The organism is Huintestinicola sp. (assembly GCF_051882455.1).
In the GTDB taxonomy this organism is placed as follows: Bacteria; Bacillota; Clostridia; order Oscillospirales; family Ruminococcaceae; genus Huintestinicola.
In genome coordinates, this window is sequence record NZ_JBJERV010000095.1 from 51,699 (window position 1) to 68,394 (window position 16,696).

A 16,696-nucleotide genomic window follows, 5' to 3' on the forward strand; every position below is an offset into this window, starting at 1 on the left:
CCGACCTACCATTCTATATTTTCAACGGGTGTGGGATTGGGATTAAGAGATATTTTTGCGACCTTGCTGTTTTTTATCTTGATAACGCGGTCTGCCATAGGGGTTATTGCCTGATTATGGGTGATGACCACAACTGTCATTCCCTTTTCACGGCAGGTATCCTGCAGGAGCTTGAGAATGGTCTTGCCCGTATTGTAATCGAGTGCTCCTGTAGGCTCGTCGCAGAGCAGGAGCTTCGGGGATTTTGCAAGTGCTCTTGCGATGGAAACTCTCTGCTGCTCTCCGCCCGAAAGCTGTGCAGGGAAATTGTTCATTCTATCCGCAAGACCCACCTGACTGAGCACTTCGGCGGCGTCTCTGCTCTCTCTGCATATCTGTGCGGCAAGCTCAACATTCTCAAGGGCAGTCAGATTCTGTACCAGATTATAAAACTGGAACACAAAGCCTATATCAAATCTTCTGTAGGCTGTGAGCTCCTTCGGCTTGTATTTTGCAATGTCGTTTCCGTCAACGATTATCTCGCCCTCGTCACAGACGTCCATACCGCCCAAAAGGTTTAAAACGGTTGTCTTTCCCGCGCCGCTGGCTCCTGTGATAACAACAAACTCACCTTTTTCGATATCAAAGGAAACTCCGTCCGAGGCAGTTATGGTCACCTCGCCCATTTTATATCGCTTGTAAACATTTTTCAGTGAAACAAAGCTCATTGTTTTTACCATCCTAACCCGACAAAAATTTTGTAAAGTTTACCAAAATAATTATATCACACTTGTATATTTTTTTAAATTGACAAAACTAACAAATAATACAAAAACGGAGCATATTTCTTAGGAAATATACCCCGTTAAATCTGCATAAATTGGCATTTATACGTTAAATCTGAACAGGACTATATCCCCGTCCTGCATAACGTATTCCTTGCCCTCGGAACGTACAAGTCCCTTTTCCTTTGCGGCTGCCATTGAGCCGCAGGACATAAGGTCGTCAAAGGAAACGACCTCCGCTCTGATAAAGCCCTTTTCAAAGTCTGTATGTATCTTTCCCGCAGCCTGAGGAGCCTTTGTGCCCTTAGTTATAGTCCAGGCTCTTACCTCGGGCTTGCCTGCTGTCAAGTAGGAAATAAGTCCGAGAAGAGAATAGCCCTCCTTGATGATACGGTCAAGACCCGACACCTCAAGACCAAGCTCGGAAAGGAACATTTCCTTATCCTCATCACTCATATCGGATATCTCAGCCTCAAGCTGAGCGCAGATGGGAAGCACAGCCGCATTTTCACGCTTTGCGATATCACATACGGTCTTGTAATGCTCGGAGGTCTCGATATTATTCTTGAAGTCCTCCTCACTGAGATTTGCCGCATAGATAACAGGCTTTGCGGACAGCAGCGGAGTTGTCTTTATTATTTCGTTCTGCTCCTCGGTAAATCCGAAGGAACGGGCGGAATGACCCTCCTCAAGATGAGCCTTCAGCTCCTCAAGGAAGTCCAGCTCTATCTGGTATTTCTTATCGCCCTTGATAAGCTTTTTTGTGCGGTCGATACGCCTTTCAAGAAGCTCTATATCCGAGAATATAAGCTCCAGATCGATAGTCTCGATATCCCTCTGAGGGTCGATATTGCCGTCAACGTGGATTATATTCTGGTCCTCGAAGCAGCGGACAACGTGAACTATAGCGTCCACCTCACGGATATTTGCCAGGAACTTGTTGCCCAGTCCCTCGCCCTTTGAAGCGCCCTTTACAAGACCTGCGATGTCAACAAATTCCAGAGTCGCAGGGGTGAATTTATCGGGCTCGTACATCTCTCTGAGCTTGTCCAGCCTGCTGTCGGGAACAGAAACTATTCCCACGTTAGGCTCGATAGTGCAGAACGGGTAATTTGCCGACTCTGCGCCTGCGTTTGTAAGAGCATTAAAAAGCGTACTTTTTCCGACATTCGGAAGACCAACCATACCTAATTTCATATTACCGATTTCCTTTGCATTTATTCTTCGTCGTCAAAGCTGAGATTGCGTACATACTCGTCTGCGTCAAAGTCCTCGTCTGAGGAGCATCTGCAGACAGCCTTTTTATGCGAAACAAGCTTTGTTACGGCGGTGCCTGTGAGTATTCCCACAACAAAAGCTCCTACTGTCAGAAGAATAAGCAGTCCTTTTGATATCTTCACCTTTTCATCGGCATATTTTCCCACAGTTGCAATGATCTCTTCTATCATTTTTAACAGCCACCTTTCATATGTGCAAAATCAGCGTTTAATATTATTATATACCATTTCTGCGGAAATTGCAATAGATTTTTTCATTTTCAATAAGTTGAATTTTTTTGCAGCGTATATTAAAGACAACGGGCTGTTTTTAGTCAGCCCGTTTGTTTTATACAAAAGATTTTTGGAAAATTTGTTCTGATTGCACATTGGTATTTGGCACAGTTGTGCTATAATTTAATCATTGTAAGAATTTACCGCTCTGCGCTTCATTGTGTTTACAAGGTAAACAAACTCGTCCTTGAACTCATCGGAATGATAGTCGTACTCGGAAAGCTGGGTAGCGATGTTTGAATAGGTGATATCGCCTATATAGCGGCTGTTTCTGAGCAGCATTCCGAATTCAGCAACTGCGGCGGCAAAGGTCATATTCTCCGATTTCGTTTTGCTGTAGAGAGAGCGCTCAACGGGATAGGAAAGAAGCTTGCTTTCGCTGCCCTCGGGCTCTTTATAGCGGATATTTACGGTGAGAAGCTCATTGCCCATTTTTTTGCTTCCTTGATTTTCGGAATATTTCAGTTCGGAGCCTATTTCCATAGGGCTGTCAACGGGGACAAGCTCATAAAGAACGGTCACGCTGTGGCCTGCGCCTATTTCGCCTGCATCCTTGGTGTCATCGTTAAAATCCTCGGCTGCCATTGTTCGGTTCTCATAGCCTATGAGACGGTAGCCCTTGATATTTGCGGGATTGAACTCAAGCTGGAATTTTACGTCCTTGGCGGCGGTGTAGAGGGTGCCGCTCATTTCGTCAACAAGCACCTTCCGGGCTTCTCTTTCGCTGTCGATATAGGAATAATTTCCGTTGCCGTGGTCGGCGAGGGCTTCAAGCTTATTGTCCTTGAGATTTCCCGTGCCGAAGCCTAAAACGGAGAGGAACACGCCGCTTTCACGCTTCTCCTCGATAAGCTGGGTAAGCTCGGATTCGGAGGAAAGTCCAACGTTAAGATCGCCGTCGGTGGCGAGTATCACTCTGTTGTTGCCGCCCTTTATGAAATATTTCTCGGCTATCTCATAGGCGGTGTTTATGCCTGCGGCTCCTGCGGTGGAGCCTCCTGCTTCAAGGCTGTTTATTGCATCAAGGACCCGTTCCCTGTCATTTCCGTCCGCTCCTTCGAGGACTACCTCGTCTGAGCCTGCATAGGTGACGATGGATATCCTGTCACGGGAGTTTAAATTATCGGTGAGCATTGAGAAGGACTTCTGAACAAGGGGCAGCTTATCTTCGCTGTACATCGAGCCGCTGACGTCGATGAGGAATACCAAATTCATAGGTTCTCTGTCATCAAGAAGTGCGTCTGTGCTTTTGGTGTTTATGCCTATCATAAGCAGTTCTGTATCCTTATTCCAGGGGCAGTCGGAAAGCTCGGCATGAACGGCAAAGGGCTCGTTTTCGTCGGGGTCGGAGTAATGATAGTCAAAGTAGTTTATCATCTCTTCGATACGCACTGCCTCGGGGGGGACGTCATAGCCGTCGTATATCATTCGGCGGATATTGGTGTAGGAGGCGGTGTCAACATCGGCGGAGAAGGTGGAGAGAGGTGCGGAGGATACTGCTGTATAGCCGTTTTCCTCTATGTAGTTATATTCCTCGGTGTTGTATTCCTCGGGAAATGTATAGAAGCTGTCATCTGCCGCAGGTGCTGCTTCATCGAAACATTTTTCATAAACATAAGCTTCTTCTGCATTGGGAGCTTCTTCATAAGCGTCGCCTTGGATCGCTTGATGGATCGGACTAGTCTCATAAACTGCGTTATTAGCGGCAGTGGTCTGGGGATAGGTCTCATAGGCTCCGTCATTAGTCTCCGGATATAGCTTTGTCATTCCCGAATCGCCGGAAGCTGTTTCCATATCGGAAGCGCCTCCGCAGGCGGTAATGAGAGAAATGGCGGTAAGTGCGGATATCATTCGGATAAGCTTTGTTCTTTTTGTTGTCATAAGATCAGATCCTTTCGGAAATTATGCCTTTAAACTCTCCCACTTATCAAAAAGGTTTTCAAGAGAGCTTTCGGCGGCAAGATTCATTCGGTCATAAAAGAAATCATCGGGATAAGCCTGCGGATATTCAAGATATACGCCGTTTTCGGTAAGGGTCTTCCAGCCGTTGTGGCAGACAAGCTGTCTGTCAAGAGTAAATTCGATCTGAGGTGCGTTGTCGAATATGACTGTGTACCGTCCGTTTTCCTCGCTTATGGGAAGGAGATATTCCCTGCCTGTTCTGAGAGCGTACGGAGAGTATGAATATACCTCCTCGGTCTCGGAAAAATCCCTGCTGTCCTCGGAAACGGCGTGTATCACCAGAACGGTGTACTTTATTCCGCCGTCACCTACAGGCTCCTCGGATATAACCTTGCCGTCAAGGAAAAAGTCGGTCTCGGAAAGGACGTTGTCCTCCACGAAATATTCCTCATCGTCGGTATTGCGGGACAGGGCAGTATAGATACTGCTTTCGGTGTCGGCAAGGTTCAGGGAAAGATAGCTTAAATTCTCCGAAGCTTCGAGACGGTCGCTGTATTCCCAGCCCATTGAGGAGCTGACGGAAGGAGCTGCTTCATTTTCCGCGGCTTCTTCGGCTGCATAGTCATAGTCTTCCGCTTCATCGAAATAAGCAGCATTTCCGCTCTCGGATAGGGCAATGTCATTGTCGGATATGACCGAAACGGCGCATATTACTGCAATGAAAACGGCTGCGGCGGCGGCAAAGGCTCTGAAAGTGTTGTTGCGGATGGGAGATATTTTCCTGCATTCATTGGCTGCGGACACGAAGGGGGTGATGTCCGTATCTGCAGACTCGGAAGAGGATATTCTTTCCCAGAGCTTTTCCATATCGGGGGCTGATGAATCAACCGAATTTATGTAGTCCTTTTCGAAATCTTTATTCATCAGTGCACCTCCTCATAAAGCTTTCTGAGTTTCTTTATACCCTGACTGTAGCGCCATGCCGCTGTTCCTGCGGGTATGTGCAGCACGTCCGCTATTTCAGCAAACGTCAGCCCGCAGTAGATCTTCAGGTGTACCACACTTCGCTGCTCCTCGCTGAGCTCCCGGAGCAGCTGCTCTGCGGTCACATTGGACGTTACCGTTTCCTCCGCGTCTGTGCTGTCGGGTATTTCCGAAAGGGGGTGACTTTCTTCGTCCCCGCCTGTGACGCTTGAGGGTATTTCCCTGCGCTGCCTGCGAAGAATATCAAAAGTGAGATTTCTCGCAGATATGAGCAGCCATTTTTTGTGTCCGAGTCCCTCTTTGTAAACTGACGCTGCTGTTTTCAGCTTCAGAAAGAACTCGGAGGTAACGTCTTCTGCTGTATGAGGGTCGCGGCATATTCTCAGCACCGAGGAATATATCATTTTTCCGTATTCCTCGTATATCGCCTTCAGTCCCTGCATATCGCCCTGTTTTATGAGTGCGGCATTTTCCGCAAAACTGCTTTCAGTCATTTACTTCACCCCGTCTGACCGTTTTCATATTCTTATACGTTTTGGATAGGCTGATTTTATGGCGTTTTTATGTAAATATTTTATGAACAAAGCTTCATCTCAAAAATATACCGCAAAGGGGTCGCTCTTTGCGGTATATAAGGGTCTATTCTATACGCTTCTTGCCACTCTGGAGAGTGTAGGAAACGGCGCAGGCAAGGCATATGGGCGCTATTTTTACTGCTGCTGTCGCAAGCTGCATTTTTGCTGTGGGTATTATCATCAGCTTGTTCTGCTTCATTTTACTGAGAGTGTATGCGGCGCAGTACCTTGGAGTTATGCCCTTCATAAAGCCTTCTATGCCTGCACGGGTATTAAACTCGGTGCTTACTGGTCCCGGACATAGGACGGACACGTGAACTGCGCTTTTCCTTCTTCTGAGCTCCTCATAGACCGCCTGGGTCTGCCTTATCACATAGCTTTTGGTGGAGTAGTAGGTGCTCATAAGGGGTCCCGGGAGAAGTCCTGCGGTGGAGGCAACGTTTAGGATATATCCTCTGTTATTCTTTGTAAAGTCCTTTAAGAACAGCTTGAAAAGGATATGGACGGCTTTTACGTTCACGTCTATCATTTCAAGCTCCTTTGAGAGGGAGGTCTCGGTAAATTCCCCGTAAAGTCCGAAGCCTGCGTTATTTATGAGGATATCGGGGCTGTATTTTTTCGACTTTGCATATAGGTCGATACAGCTTTTGGGGTCGGAAAGGTCGGCGGGGATAACTACACAGTTATCCTTTCCTATCTCCTTTCGGAGCTTGTTAAGCGCCTCCTCGTTTCTGCCAGACAGTACGAGAAAGCAGCCCATGGCTCCGAGGAGTCTTGCAAATTCCGCTCCTATCCCCGAGCTTGCGCCTGTTATTACGGCGCAGTGCTCCTTTGAGGGATCCCAGAAATCATTTTTCATTTTGAGATTTTCCTTTCATTTTATACTTTTTTCGTCTGAGCTTTTTCTGCTCCTTAACATAATTTTTTACTGCTTCACGTATATCGGTATATGCCTTGCAGGCTTTCTGCTTTCCCGTATCATCGGCGGTCCCGTCAAAAAGAGCCTTTTCTGCGATGTAGGCAAAGTCATTCGTTTCACAGCCTGTCAGCTTTTCAAGCGTCAAAGCCAGCTCAAAGGGGGTAAGCGCCTCTGCCCGCTTTATTACTGCTGCGGCGGTCTTTCGGGATATTCTTAGATATACCTGCTTTATACATTCTCCGGGCGGCATTGCGGTCACCTTTCGGACAAACCTTTTTTCTAAAACCGCAGGTATTGTGAATATCACAATAAGAGCAATAACGAGAACGGCTCCCGATATCACGCAGATCACGAAAACAAGACTGTAATCTATCTTTAAGTCAAAGCCTGCGTTTGTATTGTCGGAGGCAAGACGATTGTAATCGGAGGCTACAGTCGGTTCAAAGACTATCCAGCCCATATTCTGTATATATACCTCGGGGTATGCGTGAGATGAACTGTCCTTAACGGAAAATACATTCTCTCTGCTTGTGATATCGGGTGAATAGCCTTCGGTATAACGGGCGGTAAGTCCCAGTGAACGAGCCATAAGGACATAGGCTGTGGCATAATGAGTACAGCTTCCGCGCTTGCTCTCAAATAGGAAATATTCTACGCTCGGGTCAGGGGGGATATAGTTCAGGTCATAGACATATCCGTTATCTGTGAAATAGCTCTGGAGAGCCTCTGCTTTCTGCCAGTCGTAGGTAAGTCCTGCGGTTATCTGCTCGGCAAGTGCCTTTATTTCCGAGGGTATCCTATCACAGTTTTCCTCGTATTCGGGTGTGCGATAGGTCATTGCTTCGCTGTGAGCATCAAGAAATGCGGCGGCATTTTCGTAAAGCGGGTCGTTATTTTCGCTTAATATGCCGCAAAGCTTTGTGAGCATTTCTTCGCATTTTTCATTGGAGAAATCTGCTCCCCCAAGCTCCAGCCAGAAGTATCTCGGGTAAAATTCATCGTAGTACAGCACCTGATATATGAGCTGCGGGTCATGAGGCAGCAGTTTGTTTCTGAAAACTCCTCCTCGGGTGACGTATATCACGCTGCTGTCTGACGAGGGAAGTACCTTTACCGCTCTGGCGGGAGCAATGTAATATACCGCTCCGAAATTCTCGGGAATGATATTTACCACTTTCAGCTCTTCCGTAAAGCCCTCATACTCTGACAGCTCCGAAAGTCCGTACTCGGATACAAATCCCGGAGAGTATCCTTCGGCGGCGGATATGCCTTCTTTAAGCTTCTGGAGACTTAGCCTGCGATGTTCTTCAGCCCACTCGTCATTCAGATAATAGGGTTCTGAATAGTATTCATCGCTGTACCAGCGCAGATTTTCAAAATCATACAGATCGAAGGTCTGACGCTTGAAATAGGGAAGATCATTGCCGTAAAGCATATAAAGGTATTTATTGGAGAAATTTCTGAAAAGATCCGGTCCGCCCGAAAATTCGCTGAACATTGAATAATCTGAAAGCGGCGAATTATTTTCGCTGTTCATAAACAGTCTTTCAAATTGGTCATAATAACGTGCTTCGTCTTCCTTGGGAAAAAATGCGGAAAATACAAGGAGCACAAAGCCGAAAACGCAGGCGGAAAAAACTGCGGCTGTCCGTCCGGCGGTCACACGTTCCTTGTTTTTATCTGTGCGCAGGGCAGTCATAAGGACGGCGATGTTCAGCATTGCTATGAGTGCCACATACACGTTGTTTATCTCCGTCAGGACCTTTACGGAAAGTGCGCAGGGAATAAGACTCACAAGGGTCAGAAAGGACATTCGGTAAAGGACGCAGGAAAAATAGTAGACCGTTAACGCAAAAAACGGAACAAAGCTTATGAGCAGGGCAAGAAGATAATCAAACTGCGTTTCCGCCTTTTCAGCGCCTGTCAGGAACCATTGCTGAAAGCCTGTTCCCCAGTCATTTCCCAGAACAAGTATGATAAAGGTGCGCAGAAGGAACATCGCCAGAATGATTATTATTGCGCCGCCTGCCAGATGATTTTTATCGGTAAAGCGGCATATAAGGAACATTACGGCGGTAACAAGAAGTATTCCCGCTGTCCAGAGGGAAAAAAGGGGCACAGAATACACCGAGAACACCGCAAGGCTCAGAACAGCTGCCAGAGCAAAGGGGATTATCTCACGCTGACTTTTTTTGAAAAAATCGGCAGTTTTACCGTTCATTCGGCTTCTCCCCCTTTCGGAGAATTGACGCGGGGTGAAACGGCGGAGGGATATATGACAGTCTGCAGCGCTCCCCTGCCGTCAGCTGCTTCCGATGAAAGCTGTTCATTCAGGGCATTGTCAAGGTATGGCGTACAGAAAACCGAAACGCTGCCCTTCTGATTTTTAAGCTCCTCCTCGGGAAAGCGTGTGCCCGTTTTTAAAAAGCTGTAGGAGGCAAGCTCTGTCCTGAGAGCTGCAAGATCGTTTTCATCGGCGGCAGGAAAACATTCCCAGCCGTTTTTGCCCATAAGAAAATAGCTTACCGAGTAATTCTGCATTATAAATGCCCGGGTAATTCCGAGGGAATGCTCAATGGCGTCCTGAGCCATAAGTGCTGTGAGCGCTTCGTTTTCTGCTCCCAAAAACCTGCCTTCTGCGGCTACTGCGGGCAGGAACACGCTCTCTTTATCAAATACGCTGTCAAGTACTATGGAGACTGCGGAGGATACCGTTTCATCGTCAAGTCTCACAAGGAGCTTTCCACGCTTGGCGGACTGCTTCCAGTTTATGCGCTTTAGAGGGTCTCCGGGCACATATTCACGGCTGTCATAGCCGGGAAAGCCTCCGAATTTGCCTGCGGGAGCGTCTGTTGTATCCTCGCTGTCATCTGCAAAGGCGGACAGCTCTGCTGCACGTGAGACAACGGGGTCTGAGAAGTTGACCCGGACAATATCCGGGATAACCGAGACTGTATAGGTCATTTCGCTTATATCCGCACTTTTTATCTCAAAGGAAAATATACCGAAATAATCGGAAACTCTGAGACTTTTCACGCCGATGACAGCAGGACCGCATATTACAGCCTTATAGCAGACGGTAAAGCTTTCGGTATCAAACGGCAGAACAGATATGCTGTAATGCTTTTCCGAAGCTGTTACGGAAGGCAGGTCGGACATATCCGCAAGCACAGGGGGGGTGGGAAGGAACACTCCGTTCGTGACGTTTACCGTCAGTTCGCAGCTGTCTCCCTTGCACATTATCACCGAGTCGGCATCGCAGGAAACGTATATCCTGCGGACGAACATCAATGTCATAAGTACGGAAATGACCGGTGCGGCAACAAAAGCTGTCACAAGGAACCAGCCCACTCTGCCGCTGAGGAAAAGGGCGAATATGACCGCCAGCGCCACTGCGGCAAAATAATTTACAAGTCCGCCCAAAAGGGGCTTCAGCTTATTTATTTTCATCTTCATAGGTATTATTCCACAGGTACGGGCACCTCGGTCAGAAGCTTTGCCACCGCTCCTTCGGGGGTAGCGCAGACCGATCTGCCCTTGGGAGTAAGAATTATCCTGTGAGCAAGGACATATGGAGCAAGAAGCTTTACATCATCGGGGATAACATAGCCCCTGCCTGAGATCATTGCCATGGCTTTGGCGGTGTTATAGAGCGCTATGCTGCCTCTGGGGCTGACACCGAGCTTTATATATTCCGCTGTTCTTGTGGCATTTACAAGCTCGATAATGTATTTTTTTATATTCTCGCTGCAGCGGACAAGCTTCACCTTATCCATCAGTGAAAGGATATCCTCGCAGGTAATGACAGGCTCAAGAGTTTTCGGTGTAAGGCTGCTTTCGTTCCTTTCAAGAATTGAAAGCTCGTCCGTTCTGTCGGGATAGCCCATGCTTATTTTCATTACAAATCTGTCCATCTGGGCTTCGGGAAGGTGATAGGTGCCGTAGGTCTCAACGGGGTTTTGGGTTGCAAGCACCATAAAAGGCTTTGGCAATGGGTATATCTCACCGTCAAGGCTCACCTGTCCCTCCTCCATTATCTCAAGAAGGGCGGACTGGGATTTGGGCGAGGCGCGGTTGATCTCATCGGCAAGGAGAAAATTGCAGAAGGCAGCTCCCTTTCTGAACTCGTTTGCTCCTGTGGCGGTATTTATCATGGTAAAGCCTGTGATATCCGAGGGCATTACGTCAGGAGTCATCTGTATCCTTCCGAAGGTACCTCCGCAGGAACGGGCTACCGAGGAGACAAGACGGGTCTTTCCCACTCCCGGAACGTCCTCGATAAGCACGTGTCCTCCTGTGAGCATTGCGGCTATGACAAGCTCTATGGACTGCTTTTTGCCAACGATTATCTTTTCTACATTTTCTATGAGCGCAGATATCACTGCGTTTTTATCGGCGGGTCTTTCTGTCATTTTATTTTCCTCCATTTTTATACTAATCTCTGATCGTTCTGTAGACAAAGACGGCAGATAGAACACAGCCAATCTAGGAAAGCGACCGCAGCAAGGCTTGCCGCCTTGCAAAGGAGTGTTGCCTTATAAGGCAACCTGACGACGAGTGTCTGGGTTATAGCTGTCGTATTTGTCTATAGGTTGGTTAGAGATTAGTATTAGGCACATAGCAAATCAGCAGCGGAAGAATATGGATTATCCGGCTGCTGAACGTTATTATTTCTTTTTCTTTACAACAAGAAGTGTGACGGTAACTGCAAGAGCAGCACAGAGCAGTGCGATTATCAGCACGGAAAGTCCGCTGAATGAGCCTGCGGGAGCTGCTGCGGGGGCAGCTTCGGTCACTGCCTCTGTCTCGGCTGCTTCCTCAGAAATGGCTGTTTCTTCAGAAGAAGTCTCTGTTTCGGCAGCTTCGGTTTCTGAGGCTGTTTCGGTCTCTGAGACAGCTTCGGCTGTTTCAGACTCGGTTTCGGAAGATGTCTGCGCAGGCTGTGTTTCTACAGATTTAGGAGGGATATACTCGCTGTCCTCACTGAGGTCGTAGCCTATGGAAACGAAATTGTTGGCAAGTCCGTCAAAGCCCTCTCCGTTTTCGTAGGTATGGATAGTTACCTTGACGTTCTGAAAGGAACTGTCGCTTAATGCAGGGGCTTTTTCTCCGTAATAATAAACGTCTGTAAGGCTGTAGCAATCGGAAAATGCGCCCTCTCCTATCTTCTCGACCTGGGGACCGAAATGCATTTCGGTAAAGCTGCACTTATTAAAGCAGTAATCGGGAATGACTGTAACTGCTTCGGGAAGGGAAAATGCCTTTAACGCCTTACAATCGGAAAAGGCTCCCGTACCGATAGAGGTCACTTCCGCGGGAATGGCAAATTCCTCCACATTCTCACAGCCCTCAAAGGCGTAATCTCCGATAACACGGAGAGTCGAGGGAATGGAAATTTTAAGGAGCTTTCGGTTTCCCGAAAAAGCCCTTGCGCCTATGGTCTCGGTATTTGCGGGGAGACTAATATAAGTAAGCTGATTTCTGGACTGCATCGCATTTTCGGGAATGACACCGTTTTCGGTATCGCAGCCTGCAAGCTCTATAAATTCAACGTTCGGATATCCGCATACCGCGGAATAGTCGGAGGCGTTCATCACTCCTCCGCTTACGGCAAGCTTTGTGATGGTATTGAGGTCGGCTCCGTCCTTTGCCTTTTCAATGGCTTCGGAAAGCTTTCCCGTTTCAAATTCTGTTACCGTTACAGACACGCCCGTTTCTTCGGCAGAAACTTCGATCGTAAGCGGAAGAATTACAAAGCTCAGAAGCATTACCACTGCCATTACAAGCATTATTATCCGCATTATATTTTTCTTTTTCTGCTCGCTCATTTTTCTCATTGCCAATCATTTCCTTTCATATTATTGACTGCCCTTTGCCGAATTATCCGTCCACCTCGGAAAAATGCCCTGCTACAGTTATCCCTGAGGAGCTGTAATGGAAAATATCCGTTGTGAGAGGGCGGGGCGCCCAGCGGTATTCACCTACTATCGCCGTTCCCAGGCGCTCAAGCACGTTGTTTGTCACGTCCGAAAGCGCAAGCAGCGTATCCTTCGAGGGTGCTGCCACAAGGAAACGGTGTCCCAGACGCTCGGAAATATAGCTGCGAAACTCCGAACACATCATCAGCGCAACGGTGAAATCGCTGCCCTCTGCCTTGAAATCAAGACATCTGATAGTTCCCGAACCGTCCACCGAGCTTTCGGTATACTCGGTTTTTTTCAGGAGCCTGCACATATTCCTGTCGGCAACGGAAAAAAGCACCTCACGGGGAACGTCCCATTTTTTCATATATTCTTCGGGGAGAAGTCTGGAACGGACATTATCCCCGGTATAACAGATCACACGCTTGAGACCGCCCATAAAATCATCGGCGATCATATCCCTGCCTATTTCTTCCTCACGCATTACGGTAAAACGGATAAATTCCTGTCCGTTGGTAAAGGATACCAGACGCTCAAGGATATCAAAATCCCGCCTCACACGCTCTATAAGCCTGTTGACCGCCTCGGGCGACCTGCTCTTGGCATATTCGTATTTCTCAGACGAAACATCAAAGCCTAAGGAGGATGAGCCGTCGGTGACGGTATAATAGTCTCTCGAGCCTCGTTTTTCTACTGAAAACCTGTTCTTTTTCAGAGCCGTTCTGAAAAGACGGTTGAATTTTTCATCGGTCTTGTTATCAATAAGCAGTTCGCTCAGTTCGTCCATATGTAGCTGCGCTGCTCCCTTCATCAAATTCAAATAGTTATACATTATTATAACATATATTTTTGCATTTGTACATAGTTTTTTCCGAATTTGACGAAAAAAATTTGCAGAGCTTCGGTTACGAAATGTGAAAAATACCGATACAGCGCTTTACAAATCACAAAGAATATGTTATAATAAAGAGTAAATTTCATTCAGAGGATGTGTTATTTTTGGATCATAATCAGGATAATATCAGAAATTTCTGTATAATTGCCCATATAGACCACGGTAAATCTACTCTTGCCGACAGAATACTTGAGCTTACCTCAACGGTGGCGCTCAGAGATATGGAGGATCAGCTCCTTGACAATATGGATATCGAAAGGGAAAGGGGCATCACCATCAAGGCACGTGCGGTAAGGCTTCTTTATACTGCCGACAACGGAAAAGAATATGTTTTTAACCTTATCGACACCCCGGGTCACGTTGACTTCAACTATGAGGTGTCACGTTCTCTTGCTGCCTGCGAGGGTGCTGTTCTGGTGGTGGACGCTTCTCAGGGAATTGAGGCTCAGACTCTGGCTAACACTTATCTTGCCATCGAACACGACCTGGAAGTAGTTCCTGTGGTGAACAAGATAGACCTGCCCTCCGCAGACCCCGAAAGAGTATGCGCTGAGGTGGAGAGCGTTATCGGTATACCTGCTATGGACGCGCCGAGAATATCCGCAAAGCTTGGCACTAATGTCAAAGAAGTCCTTGAGAGAGTTGTTACCGATGTTCCTGCTCCCAAGGGAGACCCCGACGCCCCGCTCAAGGCTCTTATTTTTGACAGCTATTACGACTCTTACAAGGGCGTTATCATTTATGTAAGAGTGGTTGACGGTACGGTAAAAACAGGTCAGACTATCAGACTTATGGCGACGGGTGCCGAATTTACTGTTGTTGAGGCAGGTTATATGGGTGCTGTGGACCTTGTGAACGCAGGAGGTCTTCATGCAGGCGAGGTCGGCTACATCGCTGCTTCAATAAAGAGCATTGGCGACACAAAGGTGGGCGATACCGTTACAGACGCCGAAAACCTATGTGATGAGCCGCTTCCCGGCTACAGAGAGGTCAATCCCATGGTATTCTCGGGTATTTATCCTGCAGACGGCGCAAAATACGGCGACCTGAGAGAAGCTCTTGAAAAGCTGCAGCTCAATGACGCTTCCCTTTCCTTTGAGCCCGAGACATCTGCGGCTCTGGGATTTGGCTTCCGCTGCGGATTTCTGGGACTTCTTCATATGGAGATCATCCAGGAGAGACTTGAGAGAGAATATAATCTTGACCTTGTGACTACCGCTCCTTCGGTTATTTACAAGGTAACTCTCACAAGCGGAGAGACTGTATTTATCGATAATCCTTCAAATTACCCCGACCCCGCTTCTATTTCTTCTGCGGAGGAGCCGATGGTCAAGGCTTCAATTCTCTCCCCTTCCGATTATGTGGGCAGCATTATGGACCTTTGTCAGGAGAGACGCGGCATTTTCAAGGATATGAAATATCTTGACGAGACGAGAGTAGAGCTTCATTATGAGCTGCCCCTCAATGAAATAGTTTACGATTTCTTTGACGCTCTCAAGTCGCGCACAAGGGGCTATGCTTCTTTTGACTACGAATTTATGGGATATGCTCCCTCTAAGCTTGTAAAGCTTGACGTGCTGCTTAACGGTGAGATCGTGGACGCGCTCAGCTTTATTATCCATGCGGACAAGGCATATGCAAGAGCCAGAAAGATCGCCGAAAAGCTCAAGGATAATATTCCCCGTCAGCTTTTCGAGGTACCTATCCAGGCAGCTATCGGCGGCAAGGTCATTGCCCGTGAGACAGTCAAGGCTATGCGCAAAGATGTGCTTGCAAAGTGCTATGGCGGCGATATAACACGTAAGAAGAAGCTGCTCGAAAAGCAGAAGGAGGGCAAGAAGCGTATGCGCCAGCTGGGTACTGTGGAGGTGCCTCAGGAGGCGTTTATGGCGGTGCTTAAGCTCGATGAATAAGCTCATCGGACTTTATATCCACATTCCGTTCTGCCGCAGAAAATGCGTTTACTGTGATTTCTATTCCCTTGCGGGAAAAGATGATATCATCGACGAATACGTTAAGGCTGTGGCTAAGAATATACGCCTTGCGGGAGGTACCTTCGACACCGTTTATTTCGGCGGCGGAACGCCTTCTTTGCTAAGCGGCAGGCAGATAAGCGATATTCTTTCGGCGGCTGACATTGCCGAGGGAGCGGAAATATCGGCTGAAATAAATCCCGATTCGGCAGATCCGGATAAGCTCAGAGATTTCAAAGCGGCAGGCATAAACCGCATTTCCATAGGTATACAAAGCCTTGATGACAGTGAGCTTGCATTTCTCGGGAGACTGCACAATTCGGCGCAGGCAAAAAATGCAATTTTATCGTCTCGCAAAGCAGGTTTCGATAATATTTCCGCAGATCTTATGCTTGGGCTGCCTTATCAGCGCACAGAGACGGTCGTGGAAAATATCGCAAGGCTTTCGGAGCTTGGTGTCCGCCACATTTCCGCATATATGCTCAAAATCGAAGGCGGCACTCCCCTTTCGGAAAATCAGGAGCTTATCTCACATATTGCCGATGAGGAGTTTTCTGCTGATATGTATCTGGAGGCTGTAAATTGTCTTGAAAGAAACGGTTATAAGCAATATGAGATATCCAATTTTGCCAAAGAGGGCTATGAGTGCCGCCATAATATGAAATATTGGCGGTGCGAGGATTATCTTGGTATCGGTCCGTCGGCTCATTCCTGTATGGACGGTAAACGTTTTGCCGTACCTAAGGATATTTGGGGCTTTATTAACAGTGAAAAGCAGGAAGAGGTCATTACAGATGATGCTCCCTGCGGAATATCCGAACGGCTTATGCTTGCATTGCGGCTCTCGGAAGGCTTTTTGCTGTCTCGGGCGGGAGAGTATGCGGACAGGCTCAGAGCTGCGGCTGTACCTATGGAAAAACACGGGCTTCTGAAAATAAATGGAAACAGGATAATACTTACGCCTACGGGATTTCTGGTGTCTAATGAAATAATATGCAGGCTTTCGGAGGTTTTGGAAGAAAGGTGAGAGATTTGGATAAAAATGGTATCACTCCCGAAGAGGCTGAAAAACGGGACGAGTTTTACCGCGAAAAATACGGTATGACATTTGAGGAGTTCCAGGAAAAATATCCGCCTCTTGACGATATGGAATTTATGCAGCTTTACATCGGCTCGAAAAAATATGTGGATAATTCATTCAGAGAATAAGGAG

The 16,696-nt window shown here is 47.4% G+C and carries 15 protein-coding genes; 3 read left to right on the top strand and 12 right to left on the bottom strand.

Annotation, left to right across the window (positions count from 1 at the left end):
• Window positions 1-5 precede the first annotated feature (5 nt).
• The 12 genes from ACI4J0_RS11775 to ACI4J0_RS11830 form a co-directional block, all read right to left on the bottom strand.
• Window positions 6-707 carry an ABC transporter ATP-binding protein gene (locus tag ACI4J0_RS11775; RefSeq protein ID WP_439766008.1) on the bottom strand — a complete coding sequence of 234 codons (702 nt, stop codon included), beginning with the start codon at window positions 705-707 and terminating at the stop codon, window positions 6-8.
• A gap of 159 nt (window positions 708-866) precedes the next feature.
• Window positions 867-1,961 (bottom strand): redox-regulated ATPase YchF, encoded by a 1,095-nt coding sequence (gene ychF / locus ACI4J0_RS11780; protein WP_439766009.1) that lies wholly within the window; start codon window positions 1,959-1,961, stop codon window positions 867-869.
• Window positions 1,962-1,981: 20 nt separating this feature from the next.
• The gene (locus ACI4J0_RS11785) at window positions 1,982-2,212 is read right to left on the bottom strand and encodes a hypothetical protein (protein ID WP_439766010.1); all 231 of its coding nucleotides are present in this window, start codon (window positions 2,210-2,212) and stop codon (window positions 1,982-1,984) included.
• Window positions 2,213-2,437: 225 nt separating this feature from the next.
• Window positions 2,438-4,195 (bottom strand): vWA domain-containing protein, encoded by a 1,758-nt coding sequence (locus ACI4J0_RS11790; protein ID WP_439766011.1) that lies wholly within the window; start codon window positions 4,193-4,195, stop codon window positions 2,438-2,440.
• A 21-nt stretch (window positions 4,196-4,216) separates the two neighbouring features.
• Complete coding sequence (locus ACI4J0_RS11795; RefSeq protein WP_439766012.1) at window positions 4,217-5,140, bottom strand: hypothetical protein; 924 nt, start codon at window positions 5,138-5,140, stop codon at window positions 4,217-4,219.
• On the bottom strand, window positions 5,140-5,694 hold the full coding sequence (locus ACI4J0_RS11800) for an RNA polymerase sigma factor (protein ID WP_439766013.1): 555 nt from the start codon (window positions 5,692-5,694) through the stop codon (window positions 5,140-5,142). The genes ACI4J0_RS11795 and ACI4J0_RS11800 overlap by 1 nt, the downstream gene beginning before the upstream one ends.
• A gap of 145 nt (window positions 5,695-5,839) precedes the next feature.
• Window positions 5,840-6,634: an SDR family NAD(P)-dependent oxidoreductase gene (locus tag ACI4J0_RS11805; RefSeq protein ID WP_439766014.1), complete on the bottom strand. Its 795-nt coding sequence runs from the start codon at window positions 6,632-6,634 to the stop codon at window positions 5,840-5,842.
• Entirely contained in the window at window positions 6,624-8,915 is a 2,292-nt protein-coding gene (locus tag ACI4J0_RS11810) for a transglutaminase-like domain-containing protein (protein ID WP_439766015.1), read from the bottom strand. Before ACI4J0_RS11810 ends, ACI4J0_RS11805 begins: the two co-directional genes overlap by 11 nt.
• Window positions 8,912-10,150: a hypothetical protein gene (locus tag ACI4J0_RS11815; RefSeq protein WP_439766016.1), complete on the bottom strand. Its 1,239-nt coding sequence runs from the start codon at window positions 10,148-10,150 to the stop codon at window positions 8,912-8,914. The genes ACI4J0_RS11810 and ACI4J0_RS11815 overlap by 4 nt, the downstream gene beginning before the upstream one ends.
• A gap of 5 nt (window positions 10,151-10,155) precedes the next feature.
• The gene (locus ACI4J0_RS11820; protein ID WP_439766017.1) at window positions 10,156-11,106 is read right to left on the bottom strand and encodes an AAA family ATPase; all 951 of its coding nucleotides are present in this window, start codon (window positions 11,104-11,106) and stop codon (window positions 10,156-10,158) included.
• Between the two features lie 255 nt (window positions 11,107-11,361).
• On the bottom strand, window positions 11,362-12,531 hold the full coding sequence (locus ACI4J0_RS11825) for a leucine-rich repeat protein (RefSeq protein WP_439766018.1): 1,170 nt from the start codon (window positions 12,529-12,531) through the stop codon (window positions 11,362-11,364).
• Between the two features lie 43 nt (window positions 12,532-12,574).
• Complete coding sequence (locus tag ACI4J0_RS11830; protein WP_439766019.1) at window positions 12,575-13,402, bottom strand: hypothetical protein; 828 nt, start codon at window positions 13,400-13,402, stop codon at window positions 12,575-12,577.
• A 212-nt stretch (window positions 13,403-13,614) separates the two neighbouring features.
• Here ACI4J0_RS11830 and lepA point away from each other — a divergent pair, with 212 nt between their 5' ends.
• The 3 genes from lepA to ACI4J0_RS11845 are packed head-to-tail and all read left to right on the top strand — an operon-like array spanning window position 13,615 to window position 16,692.
• On the top strand, window positions 13,615-15,423 hold the full coding sequence (gene lepA / locus ACI4J0_RS11835; protein ID WP_439766020.1) for a translation elongation factor 4: 1,809 nt from the start codon (window positions 13,615-13,617) through the stop codon (window positions 15,421-15,423).
• Complete coding sequence (hemW, locus tag ACI4J0_RS11840) at window positions 15,416-16,510, top strand: radical SAM family heme chaperone HemW (RefSeq protein ID WP_439766021.1); 1,095 nt, start codon at window positions 15,416-15,418, stop codon at window positions 16,508-16,510. Before lepA ends, hemW begins: the two co-directional genes overlap by 8 nt.
• Before the next feature lie 5 nt (window positions 16,511-16,515).
• Entirely contained in the window at window positions 16,516-16,692 is a 177-nt protein-coding gene (locus ACI4J0_RS11845; RefSeq protein WP_439766022.1) for a hypothetical protein, read from the top strand.
• Window positions 16,693-16,696 lie beyond the last annotated feature (4 nt).

Bases quoted from the DNA above. Each gene is read 5' to 3' on its own strand.
- ACI4J0_RS11815 (WP_439766016.1), bottom strand. From the start codon at position 10,150: ATGAAGATGAAAATAAATAAGCTGAAGCCCCTTTTGGGCGGACTTGTA.
- ACI4J0_RS11795 (WP_439766012.1), bottom strand. From the start codon at position 5,140: ATGAATAAAGATTTCGAAAAGGACTACATAAATTCGGTTGATTCATCA.
- ACI4J0_RS11790 (WP_439766011.1), bottom strand. From the start codon at position 4,195: ATGACAACAAAAAGAACAAAGCTTATCCGAATGATATCCGCACTTACC.
- hemW (WP_439766021.1), top strand. From the start codon at position 15,416: ATGAATAAGCTCATCGGACTTTATATCCACATTCCGTTCTGCCGCAGA.
- ACI4J0_RS11810 (WP_439766015.1), bottom strand. From the start codon at position 8,915: ATGAACGGTAAAACTGCCGATTTTTTCAAAAAAAGTCAGCGTGAGATA.
- ACI4J0_RS11830 (WP_439766019.1), bottom strand. From the start codon at position 13,402: ATGGACGAACTGAGCGAACTGCTTATTGATAACAAGACCGATGAAAAA.
- ACI4J0_RS11800 (WP_439766013.1), bottom strand. From the start codon at position 5,694: ATGACTGAAAGCAGTTTTGCGGAAAATGCCGCACTCATAAAACAGGGC.
- ACI4J0_RS11775 (WP_439766008.1), bottom strand. From the start codon at position 707: ATGAGCTTTGTTTCACTGAAAAATGTTTACAAGCGATATAAAATGGGC.
- ychF (WP_439766009.1), bottom strand. From the start codon at position 1,961: ATGAAATTAGGTATGGTTGGTCTTCCGAATGTCGGAAAAAGTACGCTT.
- ACI4J0_RS11805 (WP_439766014.1), bottom strand. From the start codon at position 6,634: ATGAAAAATGATTTCTGGGATCCCTCAAAGGAGCACTGCGCCGTAATA.
- ACI4J0_RS11820 (WP_439766017.1), bottom strand. From the start codon at position 11,106: ATGACAGAAAGACCCGCCGATAAAAACGCAGTGATATCTGCGCTCATA.
- ACI4J0_RS11785 (WP_439766010.1), bottom strand. From the start codon at position 2,212: ATGATAGAAGAGATCATTGCAACTGTGGGAAAATATGCCGATGAAAAG.
- ACI4J0_RS11825 (WP_439766018.1), bottom strand. From the start codon at position 12,531: ATGAGAAAAATGAGCGAGCAGAAAAAGAAAAATATAATGCGGATAATA.